The following is a 17,482-nucleotide window of genomic DNA, read 5'->3' as shown; positions in this document are numbered from 1 at the left end:
AAAGCGGTCGCGGGTGCAAACCCCATGACCACGGTCATGACTTCTGGCTTGTTAAAACCATGACCGCAGCCCGATGTGCGGACGGCTCTTGCGGTCTTAATCTCACCGCATGCACTCTCCACAGAACTCGCCCATGCCCGACAACCACTCTCTCGAACGCTCAACCACTGCCACTCAAGGGCAGGAGCCGGATGCCCGGCCCCGTCCAAGGGTTCCGCTGATCGCCCGGTGCGCGCTGACCGTCGTTGCCCTGTTCGTGGCCGCGCTCTCTAGTGTCCCCTTCGCTTTGCTACCCGGAGTCAACAATGCGTTGAACGGTGACAACCCGTGGGCCGCATTGGCTGTGACTGCAGCGGCGACGACCATCATGTTGGCCACCTACCTACTTCTCACATGGGCGCTCACCCGCTTCATCGACGGTCGCCCCGCACGCGCCGCCGGGCTGGTATTTGACCGCCGCGCGCTTCCGGCCATTCTTGCCGGTACCCTTCTCGCCGCGCTCATCACCCTGTTCTCCGCATGGCTCACCAATGCCTTTGGATTGACACATGCCACCACGGAATCCACCGGTGCCAATCCGAACCCGTGGGTTGTCGTGGTGCTCGATGTATTCCTCACCGCCTACGTGGCCCAAGGCATCGGTGAAGAATTCCTTTTCCGCGGTTACCTGTTACAGAGCGCTCGGATGCGGCCGGTTCCTGCCCTCCTGCTCTCTGCGGCAGTGTTCGCGATCCTCCACCTGGTCTCTAGCGGCGGCCAGGACGGAATAGCACAACGATTCCTCTACCTTTTCCCCACTTTTGCTTTCGCACTGCTCGCCGGGGCTCTCGCGGTTCATTTTCGCTCAGTGTGGGCGGCCTGCGGTATTCACGGAGGTATGCATGTTGGCTCGACCCTCGCAATTGGCATGGGACTGGAAACGAGTACTCCCTGGAACTGGACAGTCGAGGGCGCGGTGTACCTGGTCGCGGCCGCCATTGCGATCGTGCTGATCCCGAAGAGCACCCGTTCGCAGATTCTCGACCCGTATGTCTAACCGCCGCTAGAGCTCGCAGATGTAGCACAGCATCCCATGACCGCCGCCGTGAACGCCGGAAAATGGGACGTGGCCCTTATCGCTGGCAGCATCATGCTGACATTCTTGATCGGTGTCGCAGTCGGAGCACTGATCAGCCAGCTGGGCCAGCGGTACCTGCCGCCGACACGCACCCGCGAAGCTATCCTCCTGTTCATTTGTCTCACGTCGACGGTGGCTTCGGGGTTGGTGGCGGGAGGCGTCGATAAGCTCGCGGTGTATGTGCTGTCCTTCACTGTGGGTGCCATGAACTCCACGTTCGAGCGCGGCGGCGAAGTGAGCATCTCCCTGACCTACATGACAGGCACGCTGGTGAAAATGTCGCAACGGTTCGTCGGCGCGTTCTTCGGCGGCCTGCGCGCGGTGTGGGTGGTCAACGTCGTGCTCGTCGCCGCGACAGCCGCGGCGTTAGTAAACAGGCAGCGGCGACGCGACCGCGGACTGCCGGTCTAAGGCCTACTTCCCCAACTCTTTGCGCCGCTGGTGCGCCAAGCGGAGACGCTCAGCGCGCTCCTTGTTGGCGTCTTCCATGATTTCTTCGAGCACCTCATCGTCTTCATCGCTGATCCCGTAGAAGGTGTACAAACCCGCTGTCAACACACCCGCGACGGGTAAGACGACCCAAAAGTAGTCCCAGCTGAACACGAACATGCCCAAGAAGAACATGGTCATCGTCGCTGCCCACAACACCGCCAAAGCGCTGTCGAGCTTGCGTTTACGGGCAATCATGTTCTCCAACTCGGCGTCAGAGTCACGATGCGCTGGAGCTGGAACCGGACCCTCACTGACCTCGGGCAAATCTGTGAACAGCGCACTGATTTCACCGCGGGTGCGCGCTGCCGCAGCCTGGCCGGAACGCTCCTCAAACTCCGCCGGCGTGAGATATCCATTGGCGAAGTGCTCCCCGAGCCGGTCCAACGCCGTCGAGCGCTCCGTATCCCCTACTCGAACATTGGGCGCTTCGTGCGACTCCGCCATTTCGTCCTCCTTGCTCAGTTTCCTCACAGCCTACCTCGCTGAGCAGTTTAGAATGAGGCCATGAACATCGATGCGACCATCGCCGTCGGGTTTCTTATCGTGTTCGTACTCGTGATTATTGCCGGAGCGCTGTTCTTTCACCTCGCAGAAGACGTCACAGAACCGGGCTATGGCTCCCCAACGCTCAACGGTGTCCCCTACGTCCCTCCTCACTTCACCACCGGCACTCCTGGCGTTATCGCCCTGGCGACAGAACTGTCTCGCCGCCTCGCAGAAACCCCTTGCCGCGTGTTCACCACCCCGGACAGCGTGGTTATCGAATCCGTCCCAGACTCATTGCCCCACGGCCAATGGTTCACCATCACGCTCACTGAAACACCTACGGGATTCAAGCGCCGGGACCGTCAGTGGACTGGACGCAGAGGGCACTATAGCGAAGCCGTCCCCTTGACTAGCGTCCAATGGAGTACCCGCCGTTCGTGGAGTATTGGCGCGTCTTGGAAACTGGAACGAGAAACGGCAAATGGGTCAAACGCCGCACAGAGAAGCCCCTCGACCTAGACCACGAGATCCAGCAGTCCCTTCGTGCCATCGGGGCCACATAGCATTCTTGGCTTTTCGGCTTCACCGCCGGTTAGTGGTTAGGAAGGCTCCGCTCCGCCGCATACGCCCCCCGGGTCTCGGCGGATCTAGATTTTTAGTATCGCCTTTCAGTCAGTTGGCGAAGGTCCGACCTGGGAAAACGTTACCGTGCCGCCGCGGAGGGCGATATTAAACATGTAGAACCGCCTTGATCCTCCCCTCCATCCACGATCCAGCCCGACGGGCTTAATCCTGCTGCGGGCTAAACTCGCCGACATGGAACGCAGTTATGAGTGGGAGCACGTCAGCGATCGCCGCATCCGAAACGAGGCAACAGTTCGGTTCGAAGTGGGCGGGCTGGCGGCCACTGGTACTCAGACCGGCTCCGACTACAAGGCGGAATGGCAGCTCGACGCGCGGGACAACTGGACGACTCAGCGGGTTGCCGTATCCGTTGTGGGCGAGGATTGGAAGCGGAGCTTGATCCTCTCCCGGTCCGCTACAGGAAAGTGGTCCTCCGAAACTGCGCTGGACGGTCAACAGCCGGCCGACATGGCCCCGCCAGGCATCGCCACGGGTGAGGATCTCACCCAAGCACTCGATTGCGACCTCGGTCTATGCCCGCTCACGAACACGATGCCGATACGCCGGTTAGGCTTGCTGGGCTCGGCAGTACCGGAAACGAAACTCATCATGGCGTGGATCGACATGCCGTCGCTCCAGGTAATCGCATCCGACCAGTACTACGCGTCGGTTGATTCTCAGACGGTGAGCTACGCCAGCGGCACGCGCGGAGTCGATGTCGAACTGCAGGTTGACGATGACGGAGTGGTGCTCCTCTACCCGGATATGGCGCGCAGGGTGTGATCGCCTTCGTACTCAACTCCGCGAGACGTTCCTAGTCATTGGCCTCCGCACCAGAACCCGCTCCTGGGGCCGAAAGAATTTCACGTTCTTTGGTGTCGCTAAGGCCCGTTTGTCGAGGTTCAACGCGCTGCCGTTCATAGTTCAAGGCTGAGACTAGAGTCTCTCCGAGCGATCGAATCTTCAACCCCATTCCTACCGCGAGACTGCGATCAAGAAGCGCAATCTTGCGTAGGTCAGTTCCAGGTATCCACAACGGTAAAGATTCAGGACCCATCCACGGAGACACACCATGTTCTGAGAGCATCTGGTCGTTTACTACTCTCGGCTGGGCACCATTACCCGCAATCTTTTGCGAGATTGCGAGCACCTCTGCAAGGGTGGTCGGCTCGCCGGCCACGTTTACTACACCGTCCGCACGGTTTTCTGCGCACCTAACAATCCAGTCTGCTAGATCCTGAGCATCGATCATGGCAACGGGGAAGCTTAGATCCGGCACAACGACTTCATCCGCAACAGGATTAGCGAACCGCCATGGGTAGTAACCGCTGCGCCCTGTTACATCTCCTGCGCCGCCAATCAACCCTGGTCGAATGACGAGTACTTTTGGAAATGCTGTTAAGTACGCCTTCTCGCATGCTGCCTTCGCCGCGGCGTATTGCTGCATGTCCACCATGAAATCATCCTGGAGGGGAGGAACGATCTCATCTGATTCTGCATTGATCACAGACGGGTCTGCATAGACGCTGCTCGAAGATACGAATATAGCCTGACCAGCCCTAAGTTGCTCGACCACCCGGCTCGCGTGTTTCGGCTGGCTCGTCAGATCAATGACCGAATCCGATGAATCATCTGCTACTGGATTCAGAGCCGTTTCAGTATCTCGGTCGCCTTTCACGAACCGTACGCCGTCTATGGGAGGGTTGGTTCCCCGCGCCAAACACGTCACCTTGTGCCCTCGCGTCAGGGCAGCTCGCGCAATGTGCGCTCCTAAAAACCCAGTTCCACCAAGAAGAAGAATGTTCATGAGTGGATGGTAAAACCGGCTCTTCTCTGGCAGCAACGCATTCTGCTGTTAGCAGAATCAAGCCGCGAGAAACACCTCTAGACGCGCGGTTGCACACTCTATTAGCTCGGATGACCGGCGCGTTACTTCACGTGTTGTCAGATCGAGCGCACCCGAGACAGCATGAAGCACCTCAGATGACGGATCTTTTAAGCCGCGCTCAATCTCCGATAGATACTGCGTGGAAACCCCCGCACGCTCCGCGACGTCTGTTAGCCGGTCCCCACGTTCAGTCCTCGCTTCGCGAATGGTTTCCCCTACCGCCTCGCGCCACAGTTTCTGTGGCCAGGTGCCCGTTTTCCAATCGCTTGAACGATCTTCAAACTCGCTAGTGTCTGACATTTCCGTATTCCTTGTTCTGCTGGTGCTCTGCCGACTCGACGATTACCTCGATATATGCAGGGATAATATCTTGGACCGCTTCTCGGCCAAACTACGTCTACATAATCAGACATAAATGAGGATAACCAGGAGAGCCTGCAAGGTTGGATACTCGAGGACCAGAACCAAAAAATCGCATTCCCAACCTCTGCGCTAAAAACATCCATGCGTTACGACCTAGATGACCGTTAAGGTGGTGAGCCATGCAGAACGCGGGCTCCGCTACCCGTTGGGGTAGGAGCATTGTTGCCGCGGGGCAAACCACACCATTGGTATTGCCTCGAATGGAACGACGCTTTCCACCGGAGCAAACTTCGATGGAGAGTGCAATGTCTCCGAATGGAATGGCCTGCATTCGGTCAGTGCATCTCCGGTCCACCTGGCCCGTAATACTGGGAAGTCCCACACCCTTGGCCTGCAAACGGACGGAACGGTTCAAGCGGTCGGTTGGAACCACGCCGGACAATGCAATGTCGATGAATGGATGAGCATGGTATCCGTTGCCGCAGGATGGCGCTTCAGCATTGGGACCGACAACGAAGGGAATGTGCGTGTTGCCGGCCGATTCGAATCCGATTCTCTTCACGACTGGCGAGAAGTAATCGAGGTTGCAGCGGGAGACTGGCACGTCGTTAGCAGGCGCGCTGATGGCCGGGCGTTAGCAGCGGGGAACAACTCTCGAGGCCAGTGCAACGTTTCGCACTGGAGAGATCTTCAGAGCGTTTCCGCCGGTTATCTACACTCAATCGGTTTGATGTCCGATGGTCACGTAATCTGCGCTGGGATGAAGGCACACTGGGATGGGTGCGAGCAGTGGGAGAACGTTGTCTCCGTGTCAGCCGGTGCCTACCACAGCGTCGGGTTAACCTCCGAGGGCACAGTAGTGGCTGCAGGCAGCAATGACTACGGCCAGTGCGATGTTCGAAGTTGGCAGCGGATTGTAGCGGTGGTTGCTGGAAGCGCTTTCACTGTGGGAGTGAAGGATGACGGAAGAGTGATCGGGACCGGAGATAATCGTCATGGCCAACTAAACCTAGATTCTTGGCAGATCGATATCGCGCGGAATCGATTCGGCCCGATGAGACCTTGACCACCGACAGCCTAACGCGACTGAAACGAAAGAGGGCACCCATCTCAAGTTTCCCTTCACTCAATCAGACACTTAACCGAGCGGTTATGTCACCAAACGAAGAAATATTGCAGGTGCCATGGCTCGAGCCCACAATGGGGGCCATGAGTGACATCACCTTCGGTATCCGCCAAATCACCTTCGACTGCCACGATCCTTCTAAGCTCGCCGAGTTCTGGTCAGCTGCAACTGGCTGCGGGATCTCTGCCGACTACGGTGACTTCGTCATGGTCGATTCCACTCCGGCGCTGGGGTTTCAGCGCGTTGAGGATCCCACGCCTGGGAAAAACCGCATGCATATCGATGGCGGCGGCGTTGAACGCGAGACTCTAGTGGAGCGTCTCAAGGGTTTGGGCGCCACCGAACTGGGCACCCACGAGGCGCCGGGGCTCGTATGGACAGTCATGCAGGATCCGGAAGGCAACGAGTTCTGCGTAGGCAACCCCGAAGCCTAGCTTGCTTCACTCGGACACTGATGCGGGTGCGACGGCCTCACGCGTAACGTTGTATGCATGCGCATTTTCACCGTCGGCCACTCCAACCTCGAGTTCGAGGACTTCGCCGAGATGATTAGGGCTGCCGGTGTGGAATCCATAGTGGATGTGCGCAAGCTGCCCGGGTCCAGGAAGTACCCGTGGTTCAACGACGACCACCTCGCCGAACACCTTCCCACGCACGGCATCACTTACAGCAGAAACGAGGGCCTGACCGGACGGCGCAACGTGTCCCACTCCGTACCGTTTGAGGTCAACGGCAACTGGCGCAACCGCAGCTTCCACAATTATGCCGACCATGCGCTTGGCGAGGAGTTCTCAGACGCGCTCACGCAGTTACGGGCGAGCGCCACCGAAACCCCCACAGCGATCATGTGCTCCGAGGCGGTGTGGTGGCGCTGCCACCGACGCATCATCGCCGACCATCTCCTCGCCCACGGCGACGAAGTTGAGCACATCATGGGGATGGGTGCTGATGGGGCGAAGGTGAGCGAGGCCACGCTCAACGACGGCGCCGTCATCGGCGACGACCTCCTCGTGCGCTACCCCGAGCGCGGCTAGCTCCCACACCAGCACCGAGCCTATACCAAAGCTGTGAGTATCCGCTTGTAGGGTGGGCAGCAGCTGTGAGTATCCGCTTGTAGGGTGGGCAGCATGAAAGATCTGACCATTGCGCCCGGCCCGGGGGTCCCCGGCGGTGTGGTCATCGCCGCCGCCGACCTGACGGAACGGTTCTCGAAGTCGTCGGGTCCGGGTGGTCAGGGCGTCAACACCACGGACAGCAAGGTGCAGCTCTCCCTCGATGTCGCTGCGTGCACATCGCTTTCCGACGCCCAACGTCGCCGCATCCTACGCAACCTCGAGCACCGCTTGGACGGCACCGTCCTCACCGTGGCCGCGTCGACCCAGCGGTCGCAGGCCCGCAACCGCGCCGAGGCTCGCGAGCGTATGGCCGCGCTGTTGCGCGAGGCGCTCGTCCCACCCCCTCCCCGCGCCGCAAAACCAAACCGACGCGGGGCTCGGTGCGGCGACACCGCGAAGCGAAGAAGCGGCGTTCAGAGCTCAAGTCGACGCGGCGACGGCCGCAGATCCCCTAGTTCGGGGCAGATCACCGGGATCGGGATCCAGTCGGAGGATACCGTCGCAGGGGACTTCGAAGGGAGTTGGTCCTATCCTCTGCACCGACCCTCGTATCACGCAGTGCCCAGCAGCTCCCGGATACTGACGACCGACCTCGTCGCCTTGCTCACGCCACCGCCCTGGACGGTGGACGGCGGAGGGTAGAGAAAGATGCCCTGGTTCAGCGCCAAGGACGCCACCTCGTCCTGCCAGCCCGGCCAGCGCTGCCAGGAGGAATGCCGAGTAGCCGCCACCGAGCCCGTCCCATTCGAGGGTGTCCGACCCGAAATAGCAGACCTCGCCGGGTGCGACGCCCAGCGCACCGCCGTCGATGGCGAATAGGCCACCTAGAACATCGTGCCCGACGACGAGCTCGCCGGGCGGCGCTGAAACGGAACCTCCCAGCCCGTTGGCTTCGGCGATGCTCGGCAAGTGCTCGCTGCCGCCGCCGTACAGACGCACCCAGCCGTGGTCTACGACGATGCCACCGGTGTGCAGCGCGACGGCTCCCATCGCCGACGCGGCGGTGACCTGCAGCTCCCACAGCGAGCGCCGCCCTTGCTCTGGGTCGACGGGCAGCACGGCGGCGTCGGATTCGGCCAGCGCCTGCTGAAGATGGGGCCAGGCCGGATTGTCGACGGCGACGAGGCTTTCGATATCACGCATTGGGGTTCCTTCGCCTGCCATGTTCATCCGCAAGGGTGGGTGGTGAGCACCGGGCTATACGTGGAACTTGAACTCCACGGTATGTCGTTGCAAAGTTACTTTCTCGTTAGCCTGCAACAATCAAAAAACAGTAATTTGCGTCAGTACACAGAGAACATATGGGGCGCACGGAAACACGCATTGGTTTTGCGGGATGGGCGTGGACGCCAACGTGAAGATTCTGGAGAACTTCGCCACCCGCGTCACCCCCGTCTTGGGGTGCCAGCCAAACCGCAAAGGACTAGTCATCGGCTACCCCATCGACTAATTCTTGCAGGTCACATGACCTTCGCGTAACTGTCAGTACAGTCTACGTTGAATAGTTCAGCGTACCGTGTATTGTTCAGCACATGCTGACTATTGCTTCACGCCTCGACGTCATGAACCGGCTCGGCCGGGCCATGGCGGATCCGACGCGTTCCAGAATCCTGATGACCCTACTTGACGGCCCGAGCTACCCGGCCGTGCTTTCGCGCGACCTGGACCTAACCCGCTCGAACGTCTCGAACCACCTGACCTGCCTGCGCGACTGCGGCATCGTCGTCGCCGAGCCAGAGGGCCGCAAGACCCGCTACGAAATCGCCGATCCGCACCTCGCGGCAGCGCTCGACGCGCTGGTGAACGCGACGTTGGCTGTCGATGAAAACGCCCCCTGCATCGACCCTGAGTGCTCCGTGCCCGGCTGCGGCGAGAAGGGAGCGGACGCATGAGCTCGGCGTGTGGGTGCGAACACGAACCCGCCAAGGAGATCGAAGAGCTCGATCGGCCATGGTGGAAGGACCCCGAATTGCTACTGCCAATCTTCTCCGGCGTAGCCCTCTGCATAGGCCTGGCGCTGGACTGGTCCGGGCTGGAGACACCCGCAACAGTACTGTTCTGGGTCGGCCTGCTGCTAGGGGCGTATACCTTCGCGCCCGGCGCAATACGGAACCTGGTCATGAAGCGCAAGCTCGGCATTGGCTTGCTGATGACGATCAGCGCGGTCGGCGCGGTGATCCTCGGCTTCGTCGGAGAGGCCGCGGCGCTAGCGTTCCTATACTCGATCGCCGAGGCACTGGAAGACAAGGCGATGGACCGGGCCCAGGGCGGACTGCGGGCACTGTTGAAGTTGGTACCGCAGACCGCGACAGTGCTACGCGACGGCACGGCGGTCGAGGTCGCAGCGAAGGACCTCGTGGCTCGCGAGCTGATGCTCGTGCGCCCCGGGGAGCGGATCGCCACGGACGGCATCATTCGGTCTGGGCGCTCCAGCCTTGACACCTCAGCGATCACCGGAGAATCCATTCCGGAGGAGGTCGCGCCCGGTGACGAGGTCCCCGCGGGAGCGATCAACTCCGCCGGTGTGCTGGAGGTCGAGACGACCGCAGCTGGAACGGACAACTCGCTGACCACACTCGTGGACCTGGTCGAGCAGGCGCAGGCGGAAAAGGGCGACCGCGCCCGGATCGCCGACCGGATTGCCCAACCTCTAGTTCCCGGGGTGATGATCCTGGCGGTGCTGGTCGGCGTGATCGGCTCGCTGCTGGGCGACCCCGAGACGTGGATCACCCGTGCGTTGGTAGTCCTGGTCGCAGCGTCGCCGTGCGCGCTGGCAATCTCCGTGCCGCTGACGGTCGTGGCCGCGATCGGCGCGGCCAGCCAGTTTGGCGTGGTCATCAAGTCCGGCGCGGCGTTCGAGCGGCTCGGCGGCATCCGTCACTTGGCGGTGGACAAGACCGGAACCCTGACCCGCAACCAGCCCGAAGTTACCGGCGTATTCCCGGCAGGGGGATTCGATCAGGCGCAGGTGCTTGCCTTCGCGGCGGCAATTGAGCAGCAATCGACGCACCCCCTCGCCGCGGCGATCGCGACAGCGGGGCCCGAAGCGCCCGCCGCCCTGGACATCAGCGAGGAAGCCGGGCACGGCATCAGCGGCACCGTCGAAGGTCGACGGGTGCTGGTGGGCAGCCCCCGGTGGATCGACGCCGGGCCGTTGAAGGCAGACGTTGAGCGCATGGAGTCCGAGGGCCAGACCTGCGTCCTGGTCACCGTCGATGACGCTCTCGCTGGGGCGATCGGGGTCCGCGACGAGTTGCGGCCCGAGGTGCCCGAAGCCGTGCAGGCCCTGCACGCCAACGACGTGGAAGTAAGCATGCTCACCGGTGACAACACTCGCACCGCCCGGGCGCTGGCTGAAATCGCCGGAATCGACGACGTGCGCGCCGAGCTGCGACCCGAGGACAAGGCGAGCATTGTCGCCGAACTCTCCTCCAAGACGCCGACGGCGATGATCGGCGACGGCATCAACGACGCACCGGCACTGGCGGGCGCGACGGTGGGCATCGCGATGGGAGCGACCGGCTCTGACGCCGCGATCGAGTCCGCTGACGTCGCCTTCACCGGCCACGACCTCCGGCTGATCCCGCAAGCGCTGCAGCACGCCCGCCGAGGCAGCAGGATCATCAACCAAAACATCGTGCTGTCTCTGGCCATCATCATCGTGTTGATGCCGCTGGCGATCAGCGGCGTGCTGGGCCTGGCCGCCGTCGTGTTGGTTCACGAGGTCGCCGAAGTCATCGTGATTTTGAACGGCCTGCGGGCTGCGCAAGCGAAGCGCTGAGACACGCCTTCGCCCAGCGCGCTGGCTCTCCAACGCGGATCATGGAAGGATCGAGCTGCTTAGGGACCAAGCGTCATCTCAAAACTTTTGGTGCCGAGCTTCATCGACACGGCCCGCGACTACCCGGGCAGTGTGTTTGGCAAAGGGCCCGACACCCATCAGGGTTGCCGAACCGTCGCCGGTCCAGTTGCCGTAACCAACTAGATGCAGATTCTTCACCGCGGTTTCGCGGCCGCGCATGAGGTGGCGGAATGGGCCGAGAGCCGGACGGAAACCCGTGCACCAAATCAGGTGGTCGTGGTCGAGCTCGCTCAGGCTATCGAAGATGGGGGTAGCGGTGAGCTGACCGGAGTTGCGGAGCTCACGTAGATGAGGAAGCGCGACAATATCCCCGAGGGTCGGGCCGGAATCACCGCCGAGAATCCGACGGCGGCTGCGTAAGAAAAGATCACGGCCATCGACATCATCAGGCATCCAGCGAGGCTCCTCAAGCGTGAACCATGTGACCTCCGACGGCCCGATGAGGTCGGCAGCGATCTGGGCACCCGAGTTCGCCCCACCGACCACCGCGACCTTCGCGCCGCGGAATGGTTCAGGCCCGGGGTAGGTCGACGAGTGCCACTGGCGTCCGCGGAAGGTGCCAGGATAGTGGGGCACGAAGGGCGCGGACCACGTGCCTGTGGCCGCGACCACGTGCTCTGCTGTGAACTGACCGGCAGACGTGTCCAGATGGAACACCCCACCATCAAGAGAAACGCTGCGAACGCGCACTGGGCGCCGAACCGGGAGGTCGTAGCGCCGTTCGTAGTGTTCGAGGTAGTCGATGACATGGCGTGCCGGCGGATACCCCGGGTACTGCGGCATAGGCCAGCCGGGCAGGTTGGAGAACCCCGCGGCGGAGAAAAGCGTCAGTGAAGGCCACGCGTGCAACCACGCTCCGCCGGGTTCCTCTTGATTGTCTAAGACCAAGAAGTCCACTTTGAAGCGCCGCAGGTAGTATGCCGTGGCTAGGCCGGACTGGCCACCACCGACGACGATGGCCGTGTGATGCTCAGCCAATCGATCATCCCTCCATAAACTCCCCATCGAGAATGGTCAGCTTCACGCGCATGCCGCCCGCGAGCTTATCCTCATCCAGCAGGCCAGCTAGCTGGATCGACTCGAACCTGTTGTCGGCCACGGGGCTCAATGACTGCGATCGAAAGGTCAGCAGTTTCAGAAGTAACGTGCAGGGGGAGCTTCTCCACCCCGCGTTACACGTTGAACTTGGACTCGACCACATTCCATATTCTTATAACGTCTCGAGCGATGTGCATACACACTCCAGCTCACAGTGTCCTGCAAACTCGCTGTGTGACGCGATTTATGCCGCTCAGTGCAGCCCGCGCCGGAAACGTTCTGCGTCCTCCTCGTTCCGTCGTGCGTCGTTTTCGTACGAGGCAGCGATTCTCCTAAACAAACCAGCCACTCGAGGCGCGATGTCGGCGAATGCTTGGGCCTTGACTCGATAGTCCGCAGCAAGCCTGAGCTCCTGCTCGCCGCCGTCTTCCAAGCCGCGACTAGTAACTCCACGACTATTAAGGAAATAGAGGCACAAACCGGTCTCAATGTGATCAAGCTGCACTTCTTCAATGAGATCCCGCACGACGTTGCCCGGCCAGGTGCCGTCAGCGTCTGGTGGGGTGTGGCCGAGAACCTGGCCAATCTGCTGCAGGCCGACCTCGGTCCGGCCTCGTTCAGCCAGGAGCTCCATAGCTCGATCAAGCCAGGCTCGAAGCACCTCGGCATTCATGACGCCATCGACGAGGCCGGGCGGTGTGTCCCATGCATTGAGTAAGCGGTACGCATTGGTTGCCAGGGAAGCGTCGTGTTGTTCTTCGCCAGCCGGGTCCTCGGCGCCTTCTTCGTCCTCGCCGCTCGGCCGGGCACGGTAAACAGTGCACACGATCTCGACGAATTTTGCAGGGTCGGCAGCTAAGCTTTCGGATAGCGCTGGGACTCTCGCGTCATAGCCGAGCGCCGGAAAGTACGACCACTGTAGTCGAACAAGGCAGCCAGGCTCAAGGTGCTCGCGCATAGCTTCGAGGTAGGCGAAGAGCCGCTGAAAATCATAGGACGATAGATCACGAGCAGCGGCAGATGGAGTTTGATCTGCCAGGAGCCCGTCCAGTGCTCGCACAATGAGTTTCGCTACCTGGGGACGCGGACCGTCCTTGTCGATGTGGGTGTACATGCTCATGAGATGTACAACGTCGGCGTGGCGGCCAACTTGGATCAAGTGCTCAGCAATCTCGTCGATCTTGTCAATGTCTTGCCCCAAGCCGATTGTCTGGAATGCCCTCCAGTACCGGGCCTCAAGATCCGGGTCCGTATCAACCAGAGCCCATACCTCCGCGAGGTTGTCGCGCGCGACAAGCAGGAGTCGAACACGTTGATCGACCGTAAGATCGCTCTGTTCAAGGAAGTCTGTGATCAGAGCGAAACCTTCTAGGGAATAGCGAGTCGAGAAATACGACATCGCGGTGCTGGCGAGATCCTGGTCGGCAGACGTCAACCAACCGAGCAACTCATCATCGTGCGACGAGCCGATTTTCGCCAAGGCGATACCAACGGCCCCCGGCACCGACGCGTCTCGTGCCAGTCTCGTGATGGCGTCAAAACCGCCCTCGGCCTCGATCTTCTCTACGGCTTGGACGCGTCGGCGCCCGAGCTCACGTTCAAAGGCTTCATAATCATCTTGTTTGTGAGCGCCGATATACGGAGTCCATGATTGAAAGAGTCCGATCAGTCGGACATACGCAGACCTCGGCTGGTAGCGCGCTGCCAGTGCGTCGAGCTTGCCGAGTTCCTCGTCGGGAAGTGTCCAGGCAGCATCCGGAAACTTGCGATGACGGCCGATGAGGTCCACCAGGGTTCGCCACACCGCTTCTCGAAAGTCAGCCGTAAACCGCGGCTGGTCGGCCATCGATTCGAGAGCATCCACCACTCGCGCTCGGTCTGCTGGTGGTAACTCTGCCGTGTGAGAAAGGATCGTTGACCAGCGCTGCGCATCCTGACCAGCATCTTCGATGCAACGCTCTACCGCGGCGGTCGTCATCTTCCAGAATTCGCCGTATGTCACAGATAGTTTGTCCGGCCTCCAAGTTCGGAACGCAGGTGTACTAATCGGGAAATGTGTCCCGTGCCCCTCAGGAAGCATGCTGCACTCCAACTTCCAGGCGACGCCAGGGCGTCTTCGGCGCAACGTGTCGAGGACAATAAGTCGCCGGTCAGGATCGACAGAGCTATCTGGATGCCACGGGCGGAACATTGCAGCCAAAGAGGCCGCGGGACGGTTAGCCAGCCGACCACCCGGATCGATCTCGTCAAGGCGTGCCAGGAGATCGACAGCACGTCCGAAATGATCAGAGGACCAGGACACGCACTCGAGCGCCCACAGCAGATTGCTGTGGGGAGTTCCGCCCGAGAAGATTCCCGATTCGTCGGCGTTGTCCTGGAACATGGTGGCCAATAGAGGGGCATCGCCCGCTGTTGCTGCACTGACCGCATCGAGGAAGGCGTCCGGCCCGGCCTCAGCGAGGAGGGGCAAGATGTCAGCTAATGATTGCCACGCTCGCCCGGTATCATCTGTCGACGCCCATTCGAGTAGCTTCCCAGCCAGATAGTTTGCGAAGTCTGACCCTGATACTCCACCCGACAAGACGACAGTTTCGCCGTACATTCCCAATAGAGCGAGCGACTGAGCGAGGCCGCGGCGGAGGTCACCGGAGTAGCGACGGGTTTTGCCATCAATCGATGCTCTCCACCGTTGATCCCGCGGTAGGTCGAGGGCCGGATCATCCTCTGCGAAGACCCTCTCGACGATGGTCTCGAACCGCTTCATGTCATCGTGAGTCAGCTTCGGCACCAACAGCATCCAAGCATCCACCGGTGAGACAAGATGCCAAGCTTCGCCAGTGCGGATTACCAGAGGATCGGTAGGATTGTCGGCTGTTCCTGTGATCGCCTCTCTAAACGACTCGTAGTCGGTTCCCGTGAGCGCCTCGAGGATCGAACGATCCCCTTCTGCATTGTCTCCCCAGGAGCCAACCAACAGGATTGATCGGAAGTTTCGGGACGGACTCGCATCAGCCCAGGTCGGTCGATGCAGGACGGCCTTTACAGCCAAGTTTCGCCGCAGACCGGTCAAGCTTCGCCGTGCGAGCCTACCGAGCTCATCGGCCCTATCTCTATCTGTGACTCCGGCGCTCGTCAGCGCGACTGCTGCCTCAGCAGCATCCAACGCTGGAAGTGTGACGTCGGCACCTTCGTTGGAGACAACCGGCACACAAAAGTTGTGCACAGTACCTGCGGGGATCTCGCTTGCCAACTCGGGCCTGCGAGGGACCAAGACGAGCGGTTGGGACGAGGTTGTCAACTGCCTCCATGTGGATATGTCGTCGACGAATGCGAGCCGTGCGAGCATCTGGCCGCTGCCCTGGTCATCAAGGTTGACGGCGATCGCAGCGATGAAGGCGCATACTTCCTCCATCGAGGCGCCAGCAATCGTAGTGACGGAGCCGGATGAACCAAGCCCGTCTTCAAGATCCTTGGCAGTGTCAGTTCGACCGGCGAGCACAACTTTCGGTATCAATGTTGGATTCGTTTGTGCTGCCCAATCTCGCCACCAGGTCAGACCGGTGCGAAGTCCGTATGGAGAAAGCCCCAGTTCTTCCGACAGCCACGCCCATGTAATTGGGGCGGCCTCAAGCCAGGTCTCGATATCATCAAGCCCGAAAGCCTTGACGTCTCTCCAGACCTGGTCGTTTCGCTTATTTGTAGCCCACTTGTCCCGTGCCGTCCAAGTGCGCAGGATCACTTCGATATAGGTGCATTCAGCGGTCCGTGTGCCGTCTGGAGTGTCTGTTCGCTTAGAATAGTCCTCATCGGCCTTCTTGTTAGGGCTGGAATTAACCGACAACTCCCATACCGACAAACCATCTGGAACCCAAGCCGTCGCTTCGGTTGCCCGAACAGAACCGTCCCAATCCCCTGCTGCCACGCCGTCGCCTGCGGGCATCCCTAGCTGGACCAACCCCGGTGTCGTTTCAAGGATGAGACGACGAACCAGACGCGGGAGTTCAGACTCCGAATTACGAGTATCGGCCCAGTTCTTCAGCTTACTTCGGTCAATGTAGCCTGCTCTAGTCCTCACGGGACACGCCTCCAGTCGCGCAAGTTACTCCCCATAAACAAGGTCGCTCCAGATCCAGCTTTAGAGAGTTTAATGGATAACCGATTCCTTATACCTGAACGCGCAGCCCCAAATTGATCAATATCAGAAGAGTAATTACGGCAGAGCACTATATGTTGAACTGGACCACCACGTTTCACATAACTACAACTTCACAGCGCTCAGTCACGCTCTGGGCCGCTCATCCGTGTTATTCTGGTGTCACGTTGTGCTGGTGTGACTATCCTTCATCTGCAGCATGACGGGAGTAATTGCCTGGGGCGTCATTGGATTGGACGTCTGGCGACAATGGTCGCCACTGGCCCGCGCGACGGAACGGGCTCGCCGAATACGCCTGAGGGGATGGACCCCGGGCCGGAGCGCCGATTGGCTCCGGTAGCGCCTTCTTGACGGAAGGAGAAACGCTACCGGGAGTTTCCATGGGCGCATTCGCCTTACCGTCACTAGAAGACGAGATAACACTTCTTACCCTGCAGGATGCGGTGGCCGAAGGTTTCGGCGGCTACTCCACCCTCCGCAAGTACATCTCCGAGGGGCATCTGCGCGCCAGGAAAATCGGTGGGCGCATCAAGATCGAGAGGGCTGACCTCGAGGCCCTCAAACGCCCCACCGGCCGCCAGCCGACATTTGAGGATATCGAGTCGGCCGTGAGCCGCATCGCCGCTGCTCCCCCGCTGAGTGATCAGCAGATCCACCGTCTCGCTCGGCTCCTGGGCGGTGGCCAGCAATGAGCACAAGTAAAAACCCCGCCAGCCTGGGGTGAACTGCACCCCATTAGTTGGACTGAGAAATCAGTTACCGACTAGTGGGGAGCAGTTTTCATTGAGAGCACGAAGTTCGCTGAAAGGGCCTGACCCCGATGCAGTATCAGAATCAGACCCTTGAACCCCTTACAGCCTAGAATTAAACCAGTCCAACTTTCGGGGGCTAGTTCATGTATAGGGGGAGCTTGGCAGTGGTAGTCAAAATCTCCACCTCGCTCTCGATTCCACAATCGTTCAGCGTCCTTGTCGGTGAACTACTGAGCTACGCTTCAAACTACCCCAATAACGCGAAGCGTCATTAACACCCCGCGTTACACGTTGAACTTGAACTCGACCGAGTTTCAGTCGAAAGCTACCTGCCTTTTCGCACCATCCCCCCGGTATCGTCCAGTCAGCCGACCTGAAAGCCGCACTCGAGGGTTAAGTAGCAAAATGTGTGTCTGGTCGGCGTGTCGCGGGTTGGGCACACTTTCTGTTATTTGAGGGGCCCTTT

The 17,482-nt window shown here is 60.4% G+C and carries 17 protein-coding genes and 1 pseudogene; 12 read left to right on the top strand and 6 right to left on the bottom strand.

From position 1 onward, the window contains the following. The first annotated feature begins 109 nt into the window (after nucleotides 1–109). Together KBX18_RS06080 and KBX18_RS06075 are read left to right on the top strand one after the other, a co-directional pair. Nucleotides 110–1,036, top strand: coding sequence for a CPBP family intramembrane glutamic endopeptidase (locus KBX18_RS06080; protein WP_255995230.1), 927 nt, complete (start codon nucleotides 110–112; stop codon nucleotides 1,034–1,036). 36 nt (nucleotides 1,037–1,072) lie between these two features. Beyond that, nucleotides 1,073–1,528 carry a DUF1275 family protein gene (locus tag KBX18_RS06075; RefSeq protein ID WP_255995229.1) on the top strand — a complete coding sequence of 152 codons (456 nt, stop codon included), beginning with the start codon at nucleotides 1,073–1,075 and terminating at the stop codon, nucleotides 1,526–1,528. Between the two features lie 3 nt (nucleotides 1,529–1,531). On the opposite strand, the gene KBX18_RS06070 is transcribed toward KBX18_RS06075, so the two are convergent. After that, complete coding sequence (locus KBX18_RS06070; protein ID WP_255995228.1) at nucleotides 1,532–2,053, bottom strand: DUF1707 domain-containing protein; 522 nt, start codon at nucleotides 2,051–2,053, stop codon at nucleotides 1,532–1,534. A 60-nt stretch (nucleotides 2,054–2,113) separates the two neighbouring features. Here KBX18_RS06070 and KBX18_RS06065 point away from each other — a divergent pair, with 60 nt between their 5' ends. Both KBX18_RS06065 and KBX18_RS06060 read left to right on the top strand, forming a co-directional pair. Further along, nucleotides 2,114–2,614: a hypothetical protein gene (locus KBX18_RS06065; protein WP_255995227.1), complete on the top strand. Its 501-nt coding sequence runs from the start codon at nucleotides 2,114–2,116 to the stop codon at nucleotides 2,612–2,614. 297 nt (nucleotides 2,615–2,911) lie between these two features. After that, nucleotides 2,912–3,502 (top strand): putative glycolipid-binding domain-containing protein, encoded by a 591-nt coding sequence (locus KBX18_RS06060; RefSeq protein ID WP_255995226.1) that lies wholly within the window; start codon nucleotides 2,912–2,914, stop codon nucleotides 3,500–3,502. A gap of 31 nt (nucleotides 3,503–3,533) precedes the next feature. Here the strand turns inward: KBX18_RS06060 and KBX18_RS06055 are convergent, their stop codons facing one another. Beyond that, nucleotides 3,534–4,526: an NAD-dependent epimerase/dehydratase family protein gene (locus KBX18_RS06055; protein WP_255995225.1), complete on the bottom strand. Its 993-nt coding sequence runs from the start codon at nucleotides 4,524–4,526 to the stop codon at nucleotides 3,534–3,536. 57 nt (nucleotides 4,527–4,583) lie between these two features. After that, nucleotides 4,584–4,907, bottom strand: a complete 324-nt coding sequence (locus KBX18_RS06050; RefSeq protein ID WP_005290928.1) for a helix-turn-helix domain-containing protein — start codon at nucleotides 4,905–4,907, stop codon at nucleotides 4,584–4,586. A gap of 523 nt (nucleotides 4,908–5,430) precedes the next feature. Between KBX18_RS06050 and KBX18_RS11865 the strand changes: the two genes are divergently transcribed. The 4 genes and pseudogenes from KBX18_RS11865 to KBX18_RS06035 form a co-directional block, all read left to right on the top strand. Continuing rightward, nucleotides 5,431–6,036 carry an RCC1 domain-containing protein gene (locus tag KBX18_RS11865; RefSeq protein ID WP_370687228.1) on the top strand — a complete coding sequence of 202 codons (606 nt, stop codon included), beginning with the start codon at nucleotides 5,431–5,433 and terminating at the stop codon, nucleotides 6,034–6,036. A 143-nt stretch (nucleotides 6,037–6,179) separates the two neighbouring features. Next, nucleotides 6,180–6,530 carry a VOC family protein gene (locus KBX18_RS06045; protein ID WP_255995224.1) on the top strand — a complete coding sequence of 117 codons (351 nt, stop codon included), beginning with the start codon at nucleotides 6,180–6,182 and terminating at the stop codon, nucleotides 6,528–6,530. A 57-nt stretch (nucleotides 6,531–6,587) separates the two neighbouring features. Beyond that, a complete protein-coding gene (locus KBX18_RS06040; protein ID WP_255995223.1) occupies nucleotides 6,588–7,130 on the top strand; it encodes a DUF488 family protein in 543 nt (180 codons plus the stop codon). 93 nt (nucleotides 7,131–7,223) lie between these two features. Then, nucleotides 7,224–7,565: pseudogene (locus KBX18_RS06035) on the top strand (aminoacyl-tRNA hydrolase); the annotation flags it as partial. A gap of 66 nt (nucleotides 7,566–7,631) precedes the next feature. On the opposite strand, the gene KBX18_RS06030 reads toward KBX18_RS06035, so the two are convergent. Then, complete coding sequence (locus KBX18_RS06030; protein WP_005290940.1) at nucleotides 7,632–8,354, bottom strand: DUF2625 family protein; 723 nt, start codon at nucleotides 8,352–8,354, stop codon at nucleotides 7,632–7,634. 199 nt (nucleotides 8,355–8,553) lie between these two features. Between KBX18_RS06030 and KBX18_RS06025 the strand changes: the two genes are divergently transcribed. The 3 genes from KBX18_RS06025 to KBX18_RS06015 all read left to right on the top strand — a co-directional run bounded on the left by KBX18_RS06025 (nucleotide 8,554) and on the right by KBX18_RS06015 (nucleotide 10,992). Next, a complete protein-coding gene (locus KBX18_RS06025) occupies nucleotides 8,554–8,661 on the top strand; it encodes an alkane 1-monooxygenase (RefSeq protein ID WP_233126900.1) in 108 nt (35 codons plus the stop codon). Between the two features lie 82 nt (nucleotides 8,662–8,743). Next, nucleotides 8,744–9,103, top strand: coding sequence for a helix-turn-helix transcriptional regulator (locus tag KBX18_RS06020; RefSeq protein ID WP_070828718.1), 360 nt, complete (start codon nucleotides 8,744–8,746; stop codon nucleotides 9,101–9,103). Continuing rightward, entirely contained in the window at nucleotides 9,100–10,992 is a 1,893-nt protein-coding gene (locus tag KBX18_RS06015) for a cation-translocating P-type ATPase (protein WP_255995222.1), read from the top strand. Before KBX18_RS06020 ends, KBX18_RS06015 begins: the two co-directional genes overlap by 4 nt. A 78-nt stretch (nucleotides 10,993–11,070) precedes the next feature. On the opposite strand, the gene KBX18_RS06010 is transcribed toward KBX18_RS06015, so the two are convergent. Then, nucleotides 11,071–12,078 (bottom strand): NAD(P)-binding domain-containing protein, encoded by a 1,008-nt coding sequence (locus KBX18_RS06010; protein WP_255995221.1) that lies wholly within the window; start codon nucleotides 12,076–12,078, stop codon nucleotides 11,071–11,073. A gap of 286 nt (nucleotides 12,079–12,364) precedes the next feature. Beyond that, entirely contained in the window at nucleotides 12,365–16,033 is a 3,669-nt protein-coding gene (locus tag KBX18_RS06005; RefSeq protein ID WP_255995220.1) for a hypothetical protein, read from the bottom strand. Nucleotides 16,034–16,707: 674 nt separating this feature from the next. Between KBX18_RS06005 and KBX18_RS06000 the strand changes: the two genes are divergently transcribed. Beyond that, entirely contained in the window at nucleotides 16,708–16,956 is a 249-nt protein-coding gene (locus KBX18_RS06000; RefSeq protein WP_255995219.1) for a helix-turn-helix domain-containing protein, read from the top strand. Nucleotides 16,957–17,482 lie beyond the last annotated feature (526 nt).

It is taken from the genome of Corynebacterium sp. CCUG 69979 (assembly GCF_024454095.1).
GTDB classification, from domain to species: domain Bacteria; phylum Actinomycetota; class Actinomycetes; order Mycobacteriales; family Mycobacteriaceae; genus Corynebacterium; species Corynebacterium genitalium.
This window is presented reverse-complemented; position numbering and strand designations above follow the sequence as displayed.

What these genes read in the sequence shown, in the direction of transcription:
- KBX18_RS06030 (WP_005290940.1), bottom strand. Translation starts at nt 8,354, where the DNA reads ATGCGTGATATCGAAAGCCTCGTCGCCGTCGACAATCCGGCCTGGCCC.
- KBX18_RS11865 (WP_370687228.1), top strand. Translation starts at nt 5,431, where the DNA reads ATGAGCATGGTATCCGTTGCCGCAGGATGGCGCTTCAGCATTGGGACC.
- KBX18_RS06060 (WP_255995226.1), top strand. Translation starts at nt 2,912, where the DNA reads ATGGAACGCAGTTATGAGTGGGAGCACGTCAGCGATCGCCGCATCCGA.
- KBX18_RS06010 (WP_255995221.1), bottom strand. Translation starts at nt 12,078, where the DNA reads ATGGGGAGTTTATGGAGGGATGATCGATTGGCTGAGCATCACACGGCC.
- KBX18_RS06050 (WP_005290928.1), bottom strand. Translation starts at nt 4,907, where the DNA reads ATGTCAGACACTAGCGAGTTTGAAGATCGTTCAAGCGATTGGAAAACG.
- KBX18_RS06075 (WP_255995229.1), top strand. Translation starts at nt 1,073, where the DNA reads ATGACCGCCGCCGTGAACGCCGGAAAATGGGACGTGGCCCTTATCGCT.
- KBX18_RS06045 (WP_255995224.1), top strand. Translation starts at nt 6,180, where the DNA reads ATGAGTGACATCACCTTCGGTATCCGCCAAATCACCTTCGACTGCCAC.
- KBX18_RS06070 (WP_255995228.1), bottom strand. Translation starts at nt 2,053, where the DNA reads ATGGCGGAGTCGCACGAAGCGCCCAATGTTCGAGTAGGGGATACGGAG.
- KBX18_RS06020 (WP_070828718.1), top strand. Translation starts at nt 8,744, where the DNA reads ATGCTGACTATTGCTTCACGCCTCGACGTCATGAACCGGCTCGGCCGG.
- KBX18_RS06065 (WP_255995227.1), top strand. Translation starts at nt 2,114, where the DNA reads ATGAACATCGATGCGACCATCGCCGTCGGGTTTCTTATCGTGTTCGTA.
- KBX18_RS06080 (WP_255995230.1), top strand. Translation starts at nt 110, where the DNA reads ATGCACTCTCCACAGAACTCGCCCATGCCCGACAACCACTCTCTCGAA.
- KBX18_RS06015 (WP_255995222.1), top strand. Translation starts at nt 9,100, where the DNA reads ATGAGCTCGGCGTGTGGGTGCGAACACGAACCCGCCAAGGAGATCGAA.
- KBX18_RS06040 (WP_255995223.1), top strand. Translation starts at nt 6,588, where the DNA reads ATGCGCATTTTCACCGTCGGCCACTCCAACCTCGAGTTCGAGGACTTC.
- KBX18_RS06055 (WP_255995225.1), bottom strand. Translation starts at nt 4,526, where the DNA reads ATGAACATTCTTCTTCTTGGTGGAACTGGGTTTTTAGGAGCGCACATT.